The sequence below is a fragment of the Pedobacter sp. genome, from assembly GCF_037719805.1.
Taxonomy (GTDB): domain Bacteria; phylum Bacteroidota; class Bacteroidia; order Sphingobacteriales; family Sphingobacteriaceae; genus Pedobacter.
Window position 1 is genome coordinate 424148 of sequence record NZ_JBBJLZ010000002.1, and the last position, 18210, is coordinate 442357.

The following is an 18210-nucleotide window of genomic DNA, read 5'->3' on the forward strand; positions in this document are numbered from 1 at the left end:
TTGGTTAGCGTGCTACATTTCGTAGCAACCGTTTTAAATATCCTATTATTTTTTCAAAGCATCAAGTTCTGCGATGGTCCAATTCTTAGTTCTTCCTGATGTGGACTCCCTCACCTTCTTCACATCCGCAGCTTTTACTATTGATGCCTTATTACCCATATCGTTTCTAACATAGCTGAGTACTGAAGCTATATACTCATCGCTATTGAAGCCTAAAGCAGGCATAACATCAGTGTAATTTTTACCATCAACCGGACCTGAGAGTCCATGAAGAAGGATCTTGATCAATTTGTCCGAATCGCCTTTCACATCTTTTGCTCCATATAATGCAGGTGCCGGAAAGCCCTTTCCTCCATTGGCCACTCCTTTGCCATCGGCACCATGGCAGGTTGCACAGAGCTGTTTGAAAATAGTTGCCCCCTCTACAACCAACTTTTGGTCTGCTTCGGCTAACATTTTATTTTCGCGTTCCTTTCTCAAACGATCGTTGATCTGATTTTGATACCTGCGCTGTGAGGCTACCATAGCAATGTCTTCCGGATGAGATTTCTGCAGATCAGCTTTTACCGCTTCTGACATTTCTGAATCGTTAAATCTTAATGTCAAGGCCAGTTGGTAGCGGACATCTGCACTCGGGTCGTTTATAAGTGGCGCCAATGCTGCAACAAGTTCTTTGTCGCCGTTTCTAACATCTTCGTCCGCAATCCATACGGCGGTCTTCCTAACCTCTGCATACTTATCTTGAAACGCTTGTAACAAGGTCTCCCGATCTAAAGCTTTTAAACCTTTCAGTGTCCATAAGGCATGAATCCTTGCAAGGGCATTACTGGAGGTCGACGCCATTGTTTTCAAAGCAGGGGAAACTGACTGATCACCCCGAACCACTAATATTTTTTGTGCATTCTCCCTCCACCAACCATTGGCGTGTGATAGGTAAGGAACTAGTTGTGAACTCGGTAAACTAAGCATCCTTGGCAAAGTCTTATCAGGCTTAATGCCATCATATACTAAGCGATAAATACGGCCGCGACTGGTGTTTTTATCTAAACCCCTTTTTACAATCTCTGGTCGCAGGTAACTTCCGGGCTTCGTCCATGCGCTTTCCTGAATGATTCCACGATACATGTCGACGATGTATAAGCAGCCATCCGGACCAGTTGCAGTATTCACAGGTCTAAAGTTCATGTCAGTCGACGCAATAAACTCTTCTTTATCGTAAGCGTTCTTTAAAGTGATTTTGCCGTTCGTGTTGGTCACTTTAGCACGTCTGATCAACCGGCCAACTGGCTCGCAAACCAGCAAATCACCATTGAAGTCCGCAGGTAAAGCGTTACCTCTAAAAATAGATTGTCCTGTGCATGCCGTAAAATGATTTAGGGTACTATCAGGTCGCAACCTACCTGTTCCTCCTTGAACATCCGGAGTTGAAATGATCGGCCACACCGCCTGAAATTCCTCATTAAATTGGTCTTTCAAATCCAGACTTCCGTAATATGGATTCTGTTGAAAGTTAAAAGCCGGGTTCTCACCACCGGCAGAGGAAAAGTAAAGCCTGCCATAATTGTCATTAGCAAGCCCCCACTGCCCACCCGGACTATCATGTAAATTCTCTGATGCTAATACATTGTTTTCAAATTTATATCGAACATTCTCCACCGTGACATAGATCTTATTGTCCAGATTCCACACGAGTCCGCTTCTTTGGTGTTCCAGATTGCTTCGGTTTTCCTTGTCGTTGCTGAACACCTTTTTCTTTTCATCAGCGATGCCATCACCATTGGTATCCCGGTAGCTGTAAATGTTATTATCATACGTCTCAGCAACCAGTAGACGGTCGTCAAGCGCTAAGATCATTCTAGGTAATAGCAAACTATCTAAAAATACGACTGACTTATCCATTTTGCCATCGCCATTGGTATCTTCCAACCGTTTGATCGTACACACGTGCTTTGATTCCCCTGTTCCATTCGCATCCTGCATATAGGTATTCATCTCTGCAACAAACAGGCGACCGTTACCGTCCCAAGTTATGGCTACAGGCTCGTTAATCATGGGCTCGCTAGCCACTAGTTCTAAGTGATATCCTTTAGGAAGGTGGATGGTTTTTAGACTTTCCTGAGGACTTAAGTAGGTAGGAGAAGGATTAAGATTTACTATGATTTTACCACTGGCATCTCTCGGGAGTGATTGTTGTGCTACTTTGCAGGCATATACCAGCATAGACACCCCGATAATGCAGATTAGGAATTTCCTTTTCATTAATTGGTGTTATTGTTTATATTCAGTTGATATGAAGGTATACATATATCTTACGAAAAAGTTATATGTATACTAAACAATAACGGCAATCTATTCAGCTATTTTAGCCCCCACATTTTGTTTGGAAGCGGTCCCATTTCCAGTTCAAGCTTGCCACCAGAAACAAGTTGCTCATGGGTAAACCACGGCGTATCGAGCACTTTTCCATTTAGTTTAGCACTTTGGATGTACTTATTCATGACGGAACATTTGTTCGCAATCATTTGAAACTGCTTTCCGTTTGGAAGGTCAATGGCTACTTTTTCGAATACTGGACTACCAATAGTATATACCGGAGTCCCTGGAGTTACCGGATAAAAGCCCATGGAAGAAAACACAACAAAAGCCGACATCCCACCACCATCTTCATCACCTGGGATTCCAAATACATTGTCTTTATACCAGGTGTCCAAAAGGAAACGTATTTTCTTTTGTGTTTTCCATGGAGACGATGTGAAGTTGAATAGATATGGAATATGGAAACTCGGCTCGTTACCCATAGAATATTGTCCATTGATACCCGTAAAGTCTTGAAACTTTGCCCAAAGTTCATATTTACTTCTGCCAAGTGGTTCACGGAACAATTGATCCAACTTTGCTTCGAAACTAGGCACTCCGCCAAATAGGTTGATTAACCCTTTAACATCGTGTTGGACTTGCCAAAGGTAAGTCCAGCCATTATTTTCATCATAAAAATCTCTACCACCCATTCCACCATCGAACTTTGGATCGATCTCCACCCATTTACCATCTTTATCTTTTGGCAGGAACATTTGCGTTTTAGGATCCCAAAGGTTCTTGTAGTAGTCTGCCCTGGCAGAAAACTTAGCAAAATCCGATGTCTTGTTTAAGTCTTTAGCCATTTGAGCTAAGGCCCAATCGTCATAACTATGACCGAGTGTAATGGCAACTGCCTGACGTTTCTCGAAGCCATGAACAGTTTTATTGGTTTCCTTTTCACCAATTTTTAATGCCGGGAAATAGCCTTTATCATAATAGAAATCTTCCAGATCAGTCTTCGGACCGTTTTTCCATGGCAACATCGTTGCTTGAGTGGCATTTTTATACATGCCCTCATAGGCAGCCTGAACATCATAGTTTCTGATTCCTTTACGATAACCATCAAGGAACGTAATCGTCGAATGGAATCCATTCATGCATGGATTATCACCATACAGGAGAGGAAATGTGGGTACCCAACCACTTTGTTTATACATGTCAACATAAGAGTTCAGGATATCACCTTCCATTGCAGGATCGAGAATTGTCCTTAAAGGGTGTTGTGCCAGATAAGTATCCCAAACCCAATCATCCACAAAGAAAGGCCGGTTGGAAGTATGTATTTTTTTATCGTACCCGCTATAATACTGACCGTCTTCTAAGATGTCTACCATACGCTCGTAGCAACGATAGAGTGCAGTGTAAAAAGAACGTTTTTGAGCTTCAGTTCCACCGGTCGACTGAACTTGGTTGATCACTTTTGACCAGGCCGCCTCACCAAGTTTGGTTTGCTGATCAAAACTCACTGATTTTAATTCATTGCTATAGTTTTTTTTCGCTTGCTCGGCACTAATGAATGACAATGCATATCTGAGTTCAATCGTCTTAGGTGCTTGACTATCAAACGTAACCAAGAGCTTGTTACCGTTTTTCTCCGAAGTTGAGTTTGCGTTTAAGGTACCGTAAAGGTATACTTTCACTCCATCCCAGGTTTCCATTCCCGTGAGAACCTTATCAGATGAAAGGTCATATTCACTTACTCCACCGTTATAATGGCCCAATACAAGAGCTTTACCGCCATTCTCCGGGAAGCTAAACTTAAATATACCGGCTTTTTTTCCAGGACTGAACTCAACTTTGATATCATTATCAACGAGGTAAGTAGAATAATACCATGGTCTGTTGACCTCGAGATCGTGATCATAGGTCATGCGCTTCTGGTCTGTCGCTGCTATAGCGGGTTTCACTGAAAACACCTGTCCATTGCGATGCGAAACAACCGTTAATGGAAAGTTACTGATCTGATCATCGATGTAATCTGCCCGTTGTGGGGTCATTCTAATCACCTGATTTGGAAGTTGGATGGTGGGTCTGGTTGGCTCCAGGATTGCACCTACATTTCCGATTCTAGGGTCTACATATTTAAGATTTCCCTCACCCGGGAACTGCAACTGCGCAAAGGTGGATATTGAAGTTGAGCAAGCCATAAATACAACTAACATGGCTTGATAGCTTTTGGAAAATTTGATCATACTATAAAAGTAATAAAATTATTATTTGGAATGCCCTAACCACAATAAACCAGAGATGATAAACTTGTTTTGTTCTTCATTTCAAATGTTCGGGATAGCTCTTTAGTGTAAGGGGCGTGTTCATAGTCCATATCATTATGCCCCATGATGAAACCCGATCCATGCCCCTCCTCTCATGTATTCTTCAAATGCCAGACGCTGAGCAGGTGCTTCAGGTCTTGTGTCCAGAAAAAGCACGACCTGATATTTTGATAAAAATTCTTTATTCAAATTGTTCCAGTTGCTGGTCGAATCGTAATCAAAGCCATGCTTTAATCCCATCTTGGGAAACCATTTGTTGGCTTCATGAACGAAACTCACATGTACCTGATCGTTTTTTCCGGTATAAAAAGCAACTACTTTAAATTTAGGTGTCGCAAATTGAGCGGTTATACTAAGGGGCGATAGAGAGACTAGAGCAAGAATACTATTAAATAATAGACTCAGTAATCGACACTTCATTAGGCTTTGGCTTGACATGAAGGTACAAAATGTAGTTATAAAAAAATTATTATTAGCTACTAGTTGAAGTTGTAACGAAGTCCAACCTGACCTTGCCATCTTGAAGTAAATGATGACACTGAGTATGCTTTGTTTTCTGCGTTCGCAGGCGGAGTGAAGTTGAAAGTACCACCTGTAGTTGCGTTATAATTGTATTTGATCAAAGTAGAAGCCTGATTTGCTAAGAAATAAGATCTTCCCCAGTCTTTGTTGATCAAGTTACCAACATTGAATACATCAAATGACAACTGGATATTGTTTTTTGATCCTTTGATAATAGTACCTAAAGTTTGCATAATTCTTAAGTCGAACATATCTTCCCAAGGCATTCTTGCACCGTTACGATCAGTATACTGACCTCTGATCTTACTCAAATATGGGTCATTACTAATGAACGCATCTAGATTAGCCCATTGTGTTTCAATAGGTACAGCTGGAGTTGTTACACCACCAACGGTAGTCGCAGGAATGATTGCTAATTTAATTTCAGAAAGGTTACGCGGAACATATAACAAATCGTTTCCTGTAGCACCATCCTGGTTTAAATCTCCTTCATATAAGTAAGTAAAAGGAGTTCCAGATCTGCCTTGATAGAACAATGATATTGTAGTACCTGAAGATTTTTGTTTACCATAGTTAATCGTGTAGTTTAAGCTACCGATAACCCTGTGACGAATATCAAAGTTTGATATTGCCAATGGCGGATAATTAGGACCTGTTAACGTTTGAACAAAATTGGTGTTTGAAGAAGCAGTACTGCTTGTACCAGAGTTCACGTCTCTCGACTCTCCATACGTATAAGCTGCAGTAGCATATAGATTTCCAAATGCTTTTTGTAATTGTGCAGTTAAGGAGTATGAATCACCTTTGCTAGTATTGTCCAAATAAAAGGCGTTGGTGAAAGTTGGATTAACTTTACCACCAGCAGTTGGATAAGCAAATATAGGACGAGTATCATTCCCTGCTGAAAGATTAGGGTTGATTCTGCCCGTTGAGTTCTTCAAGTTAATGTTACTATAAAGAATATTGTTAATGGTTTTAGAGTAGATACCTTCTAAAGTTGCCAAAATACCTAAAGGTAATTTAAAATCGGCAGCAAGGTTACTTCTAAACAATTGAGGCAATTTTAAGCTAGGGTTAGCCAAGTTAACCTCATACGTTGTACCTACAGTACCACCAGCTGCTTTTTGATTTGCAGGATCGGCAATAAATGTACCGGTGCTGTTTGTTGCATTAATATTTGCAGTTAACATACCGTTGTTAGAGAACTGATTGGATAGCCATACATATGGAGCACGACTTGTTAATAAGGCTGTCCCACCTCTTAATTGAATTGATCTGTCGCCAGTTAAATCCCAGTTGAAACCAACACGTGGTGAAACTAAGATACGACCACTAGGAATCTGATCTGTTCTTTGATTAGCGAAAGTTGACGCAACCAACGGATTAGCCGGAGGCGTATCGTTGATGATAGGTACGTCTGCTCTTAAATCAGCTACTAATCTGAAACCGGTAAACACATCAATCTCATCCTGAAAGTAAAAACCTAATTGTGCAGCACTAAACGTTGCAGCTGGTCTTGTTTCTCCTGGAACAATCGAATAACTCGATGCGGCAGAAAATGGTTTAACGTTATTGGTAAAATCAGCTAGATTGTTATAAACATAGGCTCCGGCCGCGTTATTCATAAACAAGTTCCTGAACTTGAAGAACTCATTGTGAGTACCGATTGTAAAAGTATGCTTGTTAGCGAAAATCTTAAAATTATCTGTGAATTCAAGAACATCTTGATCCAATTCGTTAGCCGTAGAACTTGCTTCAGACCCTAAGAAAACAGAGTTTGTAGAAATATTACTGATATTGTTGATCCTGATTTGAGGAAACAACTGACCTTCATATGCTCTTGTATCTCTAATCCTTGAGTAACCTACGATTAAATTGTTAGACAATTTGTCAGATATCGAACTTCTTAACTCTAATACAGAGTTGTTCTGCAAATCGTTAAATCTGTAAGAATTGCTTCCAAAACGGAATGAAGTAGCACTTCTTGAAATGTTATCGTCAAACGCTTTAATGTAATTGTGACGAAGTGTTAACTGGTTCTTTGCATTGATGTTCCAGTCTAAACGTGCAAATACTTTATTATTTTGTGTCTTAGTGTTTATTGCATCATATGAGCCAGGATTGTATCCGTATCTAGTGTTTAAGGTATTAACAATAGATTGTGCGTCAGTTGATGAAAGCAGAGATCCTGGGTCACCAACGTTGAAAGTAGTTGGTTGTTGTACTCTTCCAAGCTCTCCGTTAACAAAGAAAAATAATTTGTTTTGGATAATTGGACCGCCTAGACGGAAACCATATTGTGTATTGTAAAATTCAGTTGCTTTAATTCTTGCAGCATCCGGACTTTTCCCTACTGTATTTTCGTTTCTACCGAAGAAATAAGCAGACCCCTCAAATTTATTTGACCCTGAACGGGTTACCGCGTTGATACCAGCACCAGCAAAATTACCATTACTTACATCGTACGGTGACAAAACGATTTGAATTTCTTGAATCGCGTCAAGTGAAATAGGCTGTGTATTCGCCTGACCGCCTGGTGCTCCGTTAGAGGCTAAACCAAAAACGTCATTGTTTACCGCTCCGTCAATAGAGATATTGTTATATCTATTGTTGACACCAGAAAAAGACTGACCAGAACCTCCGTTGATTGAACCACTAGCTTGTGGCGTTAAACGTGTAAAATCGTTTAATGAACGAGATAGCGTTGGAAGGTTTTGTAATTGTTCTCTACTTACGTTAGTAGATGGCCCAACACGCTTTCCATTAAAGTTAGCGTCTTTAGTTCCTGTTACTACGACTTCAGTTAACTGATTGGCATTGTCGTTAAGTGACGTATTCAGAACGAATGGTTCACCTAATTTTAGATAAATATCAGATACTCGTCCTGACTGATAGCCGATATAGCTGATTTCAATTGTATAAGGACCACCTATACGCATGTTTACAATGTTGAAACGGCCTTCTGCATTTGTTGTTGTGCTGTAGACTGTTCCTGTTGGAGTGTGAGTAGCTTTAACCCCCGCACCAGGCAAAATACCTTTAGCATCTTTTACGGTACCCGTTAATGTTGAAGTGGTAACCTGGGCATTTACTGCGCCAATAGAACCAACAAAAACGAATAACAGAACTACGATTTTAAATAGTAGAGATTTATTCATACTTTTTTGTTTTGTTTGTTTGTTTTTTAAGTGAAAAAATGAAAATTAGTATAACTGCGGCAAAGGTATATATTAAAAAACACGATATTTTGATTTCAATGTTAATTTATCGTTAACAACAGCTATACTTTTCAACAATTTGAGCGAAATTTTAATGTTATGACCAAAAAACTGGAAGTTGCTTTCTATCAGGAATTTCACTGTCATTAATTTGAGGTTTCCAGGGGGTTGCTAGGGCGTTGCTAGGGCCTTGCTAGGGCCTTGCTAGGGCCTTGGTAGGGCTAGCGGCCCTAAAGAGGGCCTGGCAAGGGTTAATGAACGCCTTATTAACGGTGGAACAGATAAGGAAGGCACCCCTAAGAGTGTCAGGAAGACACCAATGTTATCAGAAAATATTTGGACAATTGTAGTAAATGAATAGGCCTAGGAGGTCTTCGATACTCCTTAAACAGCTTCGGAGCTTTTAATCTCATACAGATTTCCTTAGTAATCAAATATGACAAGCCACATAGAACTTAACTTTACTTTTAATGAACATTTTTTATAATTTTGGCTTTTACTAAGTTAAAATTCCTTTAATTAAAGATATGAACTACGATTTAATTGTATTAGGTAGCGGTCCAGGTGGATACGTAGCCGCAATCAGGGCTTCTCAACTCGGTTTGAAAACTGCTGTTATTGAACGCGAGTCATTAGGTGGCATTTGTCTGAATTGGGGCTGTATACCTACTAAAGCTTTACTTAAGAGCGCTCAAGTCTTTGAATATATCAACCACGCGTCCGATTATGGAATTCAAGCGACTGGTGAAGCCGATTTTGCCGCCGTTATTAAACGTAGTCGTGGTGTTGCTGATGGAATGAGCAAAGGCGTTCAATTCCTTATGAAAAAAAACAAAATCGATGTGATCATGGGCACTGGAAAAGTGAAACCTGGAAATACAATCGAAGTTAAGGGTGCAGATGGCGCTTCTAAAGATTACACAGCTACAAATATAATAGTTGCTACAGGTAGCAGATCAAGAGAATTACCTAACCTTAAACAAGACGGCAAAAAAGTTATAGGCTATAGACAAGCAATGGTTCTTCCTGAGCAACCTAAATCTATGGTTGTTGTAGGTTCAGGTGCTATCGGCGTTGAGTTTGCATATTTTTACGCGACAATGGGCACGAAAGTTACCATCGTCGAGTTTTTAGATAATGTGGTACCGGTTGAAGATGAAGACGTATCTAAGCAACTGCTTAGGAGCTTCAAAAAGGTGGGCATCGATATCATGGTTTCCTCGAGTGTAGAGTCGGTTGATACCAGCGGCACCGGTTGTAAGGTGCAGGTGAAAACTGCTTCAGGAATGCAAACTTTAGAATGCGATATCGTGCTTTCTGCTGCTGGTGTTGTGGCCAACATTGAAAACATTGGCCTGGAAGAAACTGGCATCAAAACTGAAAAAGGAAAGGTTGTTGTAGATGAGTTCTATAACACATCTGTTAAGGGTTACTATGCAATTGGCGACATCGTAAGCGGACAAGCACTTGCTCATGTAGCTTCGGCAGAAGGAATTATCTGCGTAGAAAAAATTGCTGGGCACAAACCAGAACCGTTGGACTACAATAATATCCCTGGGTGTACCTATTGCAGTCCTGAGATTGCCTCAGTAGGTTTCACTGAAAGAGCGGCTAAAGCTGCGGGCTATGAATTGAAGATAGGTAAGTTTCCGTTTTCTGCATCTGGTAAAGCGAGTGCTTCAGGCGCAAAAGATGGTTTCGTCAAGTTGATCTTCGATGCTAAATATGGTGAGTTATTAGGTGCGCACATGATTGGAAACAATGTTACCGAAATGATCGCAGAGATTGTTGTCGCCCGAAAATTGGAAACTACAGGACATGAGATAATTAAATCTGTACACCCACACCCAACCATGAGTGAAGCAATAATGGAAGCTGCAGCCGATGCTTATGGCGAAGTAATCCATTTATAATATATTCCTTGTTAACATATGAAGGCCGCTTACGCGGCCTTTCTTTTTAAAAATCTATTCTACCGCAATGAAATTACACGCCATAGAAACAGGACTTTTTAAGCTAGATGGCGGTGCCATGTTTGGCGTTGTTCCAAAATCAATCTGGAATAAAACTAACCCCGCCGACGAAAATAATTTATGTACCTGGGCAATGCGTTGTATGCTGGTAGAAGATGGGGAGCGGTTGATACTGATCGACAATGGCATTGGCAACAAACAAGATGAAAAGTTTTTGAAACACTATTACCTTCATGGAGATGACAGCCTCGATAAGTCACTTGCGGCAAAAGGGTTTCACAAAGATGACATCACCGATGTGTTTCTAACACACTTACATTTTGATCATTGCGGAGGTTCGATTGTTCGGGAGGGAGAAAAACTTCGTCCGGCTTTTAAAAATGCTGTCTATTGGAGCAATGAACAACACTGGAACTGGGCGGTTAATCCCAACGATAGAGAAAAAGCATCCTTTCTAAGAGACAACATTATGCCTATACAGGAGAGCGGCCAACTTCGTTTCATCGAAGACAAAGAAGGTGTAGAATTTCAAGAGGGAATAAGTATTAGGTTTGCTTATGGCCATACGGACGCTATGATGCTTCCACAGATCAAGTATAAAAATAGGACAATTATTTACATGGCTGATCTGTTGCCTTCAACCGGTCACATTCCATTACCCTATGTGATGGCCTACGACATGTTTCCGATGAAAACATTGACTGAAAAGAAAGCCTTTTTGAAAGAAGCGGCCGACAATGACTATATACTTTTCTTGGAGCACGATGCTGTACACGAATGTTGTACCGTAACGGAAACGGAAAAAGGCATCAGACTAAACGAAACATTCAGTCTGGAAAGTATTTAAATGTTAAGCTTCAGCACGGTATTCCAGTAGATCGCCAGGCTGACATTGTAACACTTCACAAATTGCTTCCAGTGTCTCAAACCTTACCGCCTTGGCTTTTCCTGTCTTTAATATAGAAAGATTTGACATCGTAATTCCTACCCGTTCGCTCAATTGGGTTAATGACATCTTGCGCCTGGCAAGCATCACATCAAGATTGATTATAATCGGCATTTATACTGTTAATTCTTGATCTTGTTGTAGGTCATACCCTTTTCTGAACACCTGCATGATCACGATTGTTACAATACCAACGGTTAGTAACAAATAGTTAAAATCGAAAGAATAGGCAGTAGTAAACGAGGTGTGGCTAAATACTTCTTTGATGATAAAATAGCTGCAAAGATCCCATATAAAAGCCGTAAAGCTTAGCAAAATACAATACACTCCTATTATTTTCACCCTATTGATATTTTCAAGGGTAAAGATTCTTCCTTTTGAAGAGTCATCGATAAAACGATACAGCTTTAACAACAATAAAACACCAAATGCGAGCATTGATAAGGATAGTAGATTTTTAAAACCATAAAAAAAGGAAATTATCTTCTGCGGACGCTGTCTAATATAAACATCTCCTGAAACCTGATATCTTGTTTTCAGATAGAAGGCGGAGCCATTACTGCCAATAAAGTGCAAGGAATCATTCGCAGGGATAATGTTATTTTCGAAAAGTGGCAGATGATGGGCTTTGGAATTAACCGATGCTTCAGCTCCACCCTTCCATCCTTTCATAAAACCTTCCCTCACCTGATAGCAGGTAATTGCAAAAGCAACAACAGCCACAATCACCAAAACGACCTTTGTTACTTTTAGAAATTTAAGTTCATCTCTCATTTTACTGAATACTAAATAGTTAAGGGATTATACATTTTAAGTAATGCTTTTGATTCCAAAGGCAAAGCAGTTCAAACAGGAAAAATATTTGTTCTGTGAGCATGCCTCTCCATTTCAATTGCTATAATTTTACTAAAAGCAAACATAACGAGTTATTATTGATATTCATAATATATTTATTGTAATTCAATAAATAATAGTTGTTAATGCCTGTTCTTTAGTGGCACTGACAAAAGTATTTTGGAATAATTTTTGCTAGTAATTTAAAGTATAAATAAGTTGTGTAAGGTGTAACGTTTTCGGGAATTTATGTATAAATGACCTTAAAATTATTACTTTTGCACGTTCAGACACATAAAGAGTACCAAAGCATATAAATGAGACAACTCAAAATCACGCAGTCGATTACTAATCGCGAAAGTCAGTCATTAGATAAGTACCTTCACGAAATTGGTAAGGTAGATTTAATTACAGCCGAAGAAGAAGTAATATTAGCAAGAAAGATACGCGAGGGTGACCAGGCCGCATTAGAACGTTTGACCAAGACAAATTTGCGTTTCGTTGTTTCAGTTGCAAAACAATATCAAAATCAGGGTTTAACTCTTGGAGATTTAATTAACGAGGGAAACCTTGGTTTAATTAAAGCGGCAAAGCGTTTTGATGAAACAAAGGGTTTCAAGTTTATCTCCTATGCAGTGTGGTGGATTCGTCAGTCGATCTTACAGGCTATTGCCGAGCAAAGTCGTATTGTTCGTTTACCATTGAACCAGGTTGGCTCACTGAGTAAGATCAGTAAAGCATTTTCTAAACTAGAGCAGGAATTTGAGCGTGAGCCTTCTCCTGAAGAGTTAGCAGATGTACTAGAAACTACAGTAGATAAAATTTCCGACACGCTAAGTAACTCCGGAAGACACGTATCAATGGATGCGCCATTCGTTCAAGGTGAAGAAAACACTTTGCTTGATGTATTGGAAAACCATGAGCCTAACACAGATAGTAACCTGATCAATGAATCTTTGTCTGAAGAAATTAAAAGATCACTATCTACTCTAACTGAAAGAGAACGCGAGATCATCGTATTGTTTTTCGGATTAAGCACCAACCACCCCCTTTCCCTTGAAGAGATTGGAGAGAAGTTTAACCTAACTCGTGAACGTGTACGTCAAATTAAGGACAAAGCATTGCAACGTCTTCGTCATACTTCAAGAAGCAAAATCCTGAAATCTTATTTAGGATAATAAGATTCCAGCCTTCGCCGGAAGGACGATAGTAGTTGAAAATGATATAACGCCACGTTATTATAATAAAGATTGAGCCCACCGCTCGATCTTTTTTGTTATATGCCTATCTTTATTGAAATATTTACTATGAAATTACTCCTATTATTACCCCTTGGCCTATTATTAAGCTGTAGCACCGTTAAAAAGACAGATGCGCAGTCTGGAGACTCGCAGTTGTTGAAGGATGTCCAAACGTTGTCTTCCGACCAATACGAAGGTCGAAAAACGGGAACTAAAGGAGCTGAAATGTCAAGGACATATATTTTGGGAAGATTTAAAGAACTTGGCTTGAAAGCATTTAGCAGTACTCCAGGCTTTGAACAACCATTTAGCGTCAAAAGAGGTACGGCTGCCGACGTAAAGGGCATTAACATGATTGGGTATGTGCAAGGCAAGACTGACAATGTCATTGTGATCTCCGCCCATTATGATCATTTGGGCATTGTGAAAAATGAGGTATTTAATGGTGCAGATGATAACGCTTCTGGCGTAGGGGGACTTTTAAGCATTGCTACCTATTTTGCGAAAAACAAACCTAATAACACCATTATATTTGCCGCTTTTGATGCGGAAGAGATGGGTTTACAAGGTGCCAAAGCATTCGTTGCTAATCCAACAGTTTCACTGGAGAAAATTAAGCTTAATATCAATATGGATATGATTGCCCACAATGACAAGAGCGAGCTCTATGCCTGTGGAACATTTAAGTATCCGGAGCTTAAAAAATATTTCACACTAAAAAGCCCGGATATTAAAGTGCTTTTCGGACACGACGACCCGAAACTGGGCAGGGATAATGACTGGACCGACCAAAGTGATCAGGGCGCTTTTAATGCTAAGAATATCCCCTTTCTATACTTCGGTGTTGAAGACCATAAAGATTATCATAAAGCAACCGACGAGTTTCAAAATATCAATAAGGAATTCTATTCAAATGCAGTAAACGCAATATTAGAGATTGCCAACAATATTGATAAAGAACGCGATATCCAGCAAATCTTCAAGGATAAGCTGCAGATGAAAAAGCAATAGACTAAAAGTCTATATCAATAATACTGTTCAGCGGAATGTGGACCCCACTTTTCAATTGCAGGTACTTTTCAGTTACTGACCATACCGTAGTACTCACTGTCTTAGGCCCTTGTCTTGTGTTGAAAGTAATATCAGTTTTCGATTTGAATTCGTTACCCAATCGCTGTGCAGAATTTAACTTGCTTCTAAGTTCTTCAATATGATTCTCTTCAGCTGGGATAATTTGACTGAGTTCGATAGATTCTTTGGTAATAAGTTCACCTAACATATATATATAATTGGCTTTTCGTATGATTAAATATGCATTTAATTCACTTAAGTACCAATACCTAAACTAAGCATGACAAAAAAATGATGTTATCACCTTACTGGTAAAACTGATCACATAAAAAAACCTGCCTCTAAAAAGAGGCAGGTTCCAAACAACTATAAAAGAACTTATTTTTTAACTTTAAGCCTGGTTTCAATCATACCAACAAAGCCTCTGCCCTCTTCATCAAAGTTTGCGTTAACTTTGACTTGATTCGTTTTAACACCACTCGCACTTGATAACCTGTTGGATGATACTACAGCAGTTGCACCGGGTGCCAGCACGCTTATTGCCTTAGCCAAATAACCGTCCAGAGGATTACCAAAATCATAGTTTCCTAAGTCACTACCACCGTCGACCTCAGGTATCATTCCTGTATAATACCCGCCCTGGTCAAGAGAATTTCTAGTCTCAAACAATGAGAGATAAACCTCATATCTATTTTCCAGTGTGACCGGGAAAAATCCGACAGGCTTACCATATGTGGTTTTACCGACAAGTGTGACCTTCATCTTTGGCTTAAGACTATTTATTACCAATTCACTCGCTGAAGCAGTACCACCGCTAACGATAAAGACAACATTCGTAACACCGCCCAGGTTACCCTTTTTAGCGAAGTTATTGGTATTGTTAGCAACTGAATAGTCAATGTCTGCATAAGTAATCATACTTCCTTTTGCATTATACTGAACTTTATCATTGGCATCAAGTAAAGGTTGATTCTTTAAAATACTTGGATCTGTCGTCTTTCTATTCTTCAGGTTGTTGTTGAAATGCTCGATATACATTACGCCAGATGCCGTTGATGGAGCGATTAGGTTGGTCAAATGTTCTGCAGTACTAACGTATCCGCCTCCATTATAACGTAAATCTATAACAAGATCTGTCACGCCTTTTGCAGCAAAATCTTTAAATACACCATTTAAAGTGTCAATCGAGTTGGCAGTGTTAGAAAAACGCGCGTATGCCAGATAACCGATTTTTCTGCTACCTGCAGTCAGGACATTACTCTTGAAGATCGGACTACTTTTATAAGACGTTTTAGCTAATGTAACATCAAACGAAGAACCATTAGTTTTCACCCCAGCAACTGTTATGGAAGTTGGATTACCATAAATAGTGGAGTTGATTAAATTAACCTCAGATGAGGCGATAGCTCCGCCGGTAGCCGTTTGCTCAATGGCACCAATCTTTGTTCCATTAATATGTGTAATGTAAGCACCGCGACTCAAACCGGCTTTAAATGCGGGGCTGTTTTCAAATACTGCAGAGATGTACAATCTGTATTCTGTTGCGGTTTGTCCAACAGCAGATATTCTATAAATACCAACATCATTTCCGTTTCCTTCTAAGTCAACTGATGCCTGATCATTTGGCGAAGCAGACGTTGGAGTTGGATTATCAGTGTCGCTATCATTAATATAGGAATATTTAGGCGATCCGGAAGTACTAACGTAATCGGCTTTTCCTGACACTTTAATCAAATTGAACAGGTTGTTTTCTAAGTTTACAAGCGTTGCCGACTCTGTAGCCGTAGCGCTTAATTTACTGTACTTCCTTGGCTCATAATCGTCATAGCTAGGCAGTGACTCATTCCAGAAGTAAATTTCTTTTGCATACAAAAACAAGGAGTCGTTACTTAACTCCAATCTGTTAGTTGTCGACGTTTGCTTAGCATTAGTTTCCGTAGTAGGGGGATCAACTGGCTCTGAGTCCGTTTTATTCTTCTTGCATGCTGAAACAGCTACAGTTATAAACACCGCTGAAAGAAGTGCCCATTTTTTGAAGTTCTTGTTTTTCATTCGTGTTGGATGATTTCTTAATTAGTAGTAGAAGGGGCGATTAATTATTTTATTTGTAAATGACAGCGTGAATTTACAACTTAAAGACGTATAAACGTAATTGTCAGGCGAATAGATCAGCAGCATTCAGGTAATTAATTCCGCTTTGCGGATTTATGAGAATTGCCTGACTAGAATGTCCCACAAATAGACACTTTTCTCTCTTAACACCATGCTTTTCAAGGATTTTTAAGAGAATATTCTCTGTTGAGTCCTCAGTGAACTCTTCAGCAAAGTAAACTGTTAAACTTGACTCCATACCATTCCATTCGGTCTGTCTGATCTTATTTAGGGCCACAACAGGATCTCCGTTTGCTAGTAAGAATATTTGTTTCCCATTCTTCGCTACGGAAATAAGCAATTGAAGCATCTCGTCGAATAACAATAGTTTCAAAGGCAACTTTACATTTTGCATCAACAAGTCAAAATTCACCCTGTACTTTTTTTCCAGATCAAATTGCTTAACCGTTCTTTCAAAGATGCCATCATGCCCATTGTTGGCAAAATCTTCTGTCATATATGCTAGTAGCTCCACTGCATCTCGCTGCTCTGCGTATTCCACAAACTGCGCAAACAAGTAATATACTTGCAGTAAATAATCTTTTTCAGGATACAATACATTGTCGTACTCAAATATGAAGGACTCATACTTTCCGAGGTCACGCTCCGCTCCCATTCTGTTTAATCAATTAATTGGTCCAGCAATGGTGTTATGACTGTGATGTTGTATTCATCAAATAAGATCTTCGACTTCAGCAACTCATCAGCTTCAAATCTATGGAGAGGAAGTATTTCGTCTACGGCCTCGTCCAAACAGATGGTTAGCAAGTTATGCGCAATAACCTCATTATTTTGATCGCCGAGAGAGATGAAACGGTAAGTGGCAGATGGAAAAGAAGGCATGTCGCCGTAATCCGCTAAAATCACCTGATCTTCAGGGTAGGCCTTCACAAGCTTTAAAGCCTGAATTGATTTACCTCCGGTTATTAGTATTTTCAAGGTTATATAATTAGTCCGTCTTTCATTGTAACTACCCTATCGCTGATCTTTGCGAGATCCTCATTGTGGGTTACAATAACAAATGTTTGCTTAAAATTGTCTCTTAGCGTAATAAAGAACTGATGTAAAGCGCTTGCGTTGGCTGAATCGAGGTTACCTGATGGTTCGTCGGCCAGCACAATAGAAGGACGGTTAACCAGTGCACGTGCAACGGCGATACGCTGCTGTTCGCCTCCGGATAGTTCATTTGGCTTGTGATGTGCCCGCTCCTTAAGACCCAAGAGCTCCAGAAGTTCATGAGCCCGTGTTTCTGCATCCTTCTTTGGGACTTTCGCAATAAAAGCAGGAATACATATATTTTCTAAGGCTGTAAATTCTGGTAAAAGATGATGAAATTGAAAGACAAAGCCAATGTTTCTGTTGCGAAAAATGCTAAGTAACTCCCCATTTAGCTTATTAATCTTAGTGCCATTTAATTCAACTTCTCCATGGTCTGGCTTATCTAGCGTTCCAAGTATGTGAAGCAGTGTACTTTTGCCAGCTCCAGAGGCTCCAATGATGCTTACGATCTCTCCTTTGGCAACACTAAAGTCTACACCCTTCAAAATGGGAAGGCTCCCATAAGCTTTTTTGATACCCGTTGCTTTTAGCATAATTGCAAACTTAGTGTTTTTAAAACCAATC

General features: G+C 39.8%; 15 protein-coding genes. 4 read left to right on the top strand and 11 right to left on the bottom strand.

Features of this window, described 5'->3' with window-relative positions; all coding sequences use genetic code 11:
* Positions 1–45 precede the first annotated feature (45 nt).
* The 4 genes from WKF66_RS07030 to WKF66_RS07045 form a co-directional block, all read right to left on the bottom strand.
* Positions 46–2259: a DUF7133 domain-containing protein gene (locus tag WKF66_RS07030; protein ID WP_489673716.1), complete on the bottom strand. Its 2214-nt coding sequence runs from the start codon at positions 2257–2259 to the stop codon at positions 46–48.
* A 98-nt stretch (positions 2260–2357) separates the two neighbouring features.
* A complete protein-coding gene (locus WKF66_RS07035; RefSeq protein WP_489673717.1) occupies positions 2358–4550 on the bottom strand; it encodes a GH92 family glycosyl hydrolase in 2193 nt (730 codons plus the stop codon).
* Between the two features lie 135 nt (positions 4551–4685).
* Complete coding sequence (locus WKF66_RS07040) at positions 4686–5051, bottom strand: ThuA domain-containing protein (protein WP_489673718.1); 366 nt, start codon at positions 5049–5051, stop codon at positions 4686–4688.
* A gap of 59 nt (positions 5052–5110) precedes the next feature.
* Positions 5111–8311 (bottom strand): TonB-dependent receptor, encoded by a 3201-nt coding sequence (locus tag WKF66_RS07045; RefSeq protein WP_489673719.1) that lies wholly within the window; start codon positions 8309–8311, stop codon positions 5111–5113.
* Between the two features lie 587 nt (positions 8312–8898).
* Between WKF66_RS07045 and lpdA the strand changes: the two genes are divergently transcribed.
* Together lpdA and WKF66_RS07055 are read left to right on the top strand one after the other, a co-directional pair.
* Positions 8899–10284: a dihydrolipoyl dehydrogenase gene (lpdA, locus tag WKF66_RS07050; protein ID WP_489673720.1), complete on the top strand. Its 1386-nt coding sequence runs from the start codon at positions 8899–8901 to the stop codon at positions 10282–10284.
* Between the two features lie 67 nt (positions 10285–10351).
* Positions 10352–11191 (top strand): MBL fold metallo-hydrolase, encoded by an 840-nt coding sequence (locus tag WKF66_RS07055; protein ID WP_489673721.1) that lies wholly within the window; start codon positions 10352–10354, stop codon positions 11189–11191.
* Between the two features lie 3 nt (positions 11192–11194).
* Here the strand turns inward: WKF66_RS07055 and WKF66_RS07060 are convergent, their stop codons facing one another.
* The gene (locus WKF66_RS07060; protein WP_489673722.1) at positions 11195–11404 is read right to left on the bottom strand and encodes a helix-turn-helix domain-containing protein; all 210 of its coding nucleotides are present in this window, start codon (positions 11402–11404) and stop codon (positions 11195–11197) included.
* On the bottom strand, positions 11405–12064 hold the full coding sequence (locus WKF66_RS07065) for a DUF2975 domain-containing protein (RefSeq protein WP_489673723.1): 660 nt from the start codon (positions 12062–12064) through the stop codon (positions 11405–11407). It abuts the gene before it with no gap.
* A gap of 377 nt (positions 12065–12441) precedes the next feature.
* Here WKF66_RS07065 and WKF66_RS07070 point away from each other — a divergent pair, with 377 nt between their 5' ends.
* Entirely contained in the window at positions 12442–13302 is an 861-nt protein-coding gene (locus WKF66_RS07070; protein ID WP_489673724.1) for a sigma-70 family RNA polymerase sigma factor, read from the top strand.
* Positions 13303–13431: 129 nt separating this feature from the next.
* On the top strand, positions 13432–14376 hold the full coding sequence (locus WKF66_RS07075) for a M28 family peptidase (RefSeq protein WP_489673725.1): 945 nt from the start codon (positions 13432–13434) through the stop codon (positions 14374–14376).
* A gap of 1 nt (position 14377) precedes the next feature.
* Here the strand turns inward: WKF66_RS07075 and WKF66_RS07080 are convergent, their stop codons facing one another.
* From WKF66_RS07080 to WKF66_RS07100, 5 genes are all read right to left on the bottom strand, one after another.
* The gene (locus WKF66_RS07080; RefSeq protein ID WP_489673726.1) at positions 14378–14644 is read right to left on the bottom strand and encodes a hypothetical protein; all 267 of its coding nucleotides are present in this window, start codon (positions 14642–14644) and stop codon (positions 14378–14380) included.
* A 170-nt stretch (positions 14645–14814) separates the two neighbouring features.
* Positions 14815–16488 (bottom strand): S41 family peptidase, encoded by a 1674-nt coding sequence (locus tag WKF66_RS07085; protein ID WP_489673727.1) that lies wholly within the window; start codon positions 16486–16488, stop codon positions 14815–14817.
* Between the two features lie 103 nt (positions 16489–16591).
* Entirely contained in the window at positions 16592–17203 is a 612-nt protein-coding gene (locus WKF66_RS07090; protein WP_489673728.1) for an HAD family hydrolase, read from the bottom strand.
* Between the two features lie 5 nt (positions 17204–17208).
* On the bottom strand, positions 17209–17526 hold the full coding sequence (locus tag WKF66_RS07095) for a hypothetical protein (RefSeq protein ID WP_489673729.1): 318 nt from the start codon (positions 17524–17526) through the stop codon (positions 17209–17211).
* Positions 17527–17528: 2 nt separating this feature from the next.
* On the bottom strand, positions 17529–18179 hold the full coding sequence (locus tag WKF66_RS07100; protein WP_489673730.1) for an ABC transporter ATP-binding protein: 651 nt from the start codon (positions 18177–18179) through the stop codon (positions 17529–17531).
* Positions 18180–18210 lie beyond the last annotated feature (31 nt).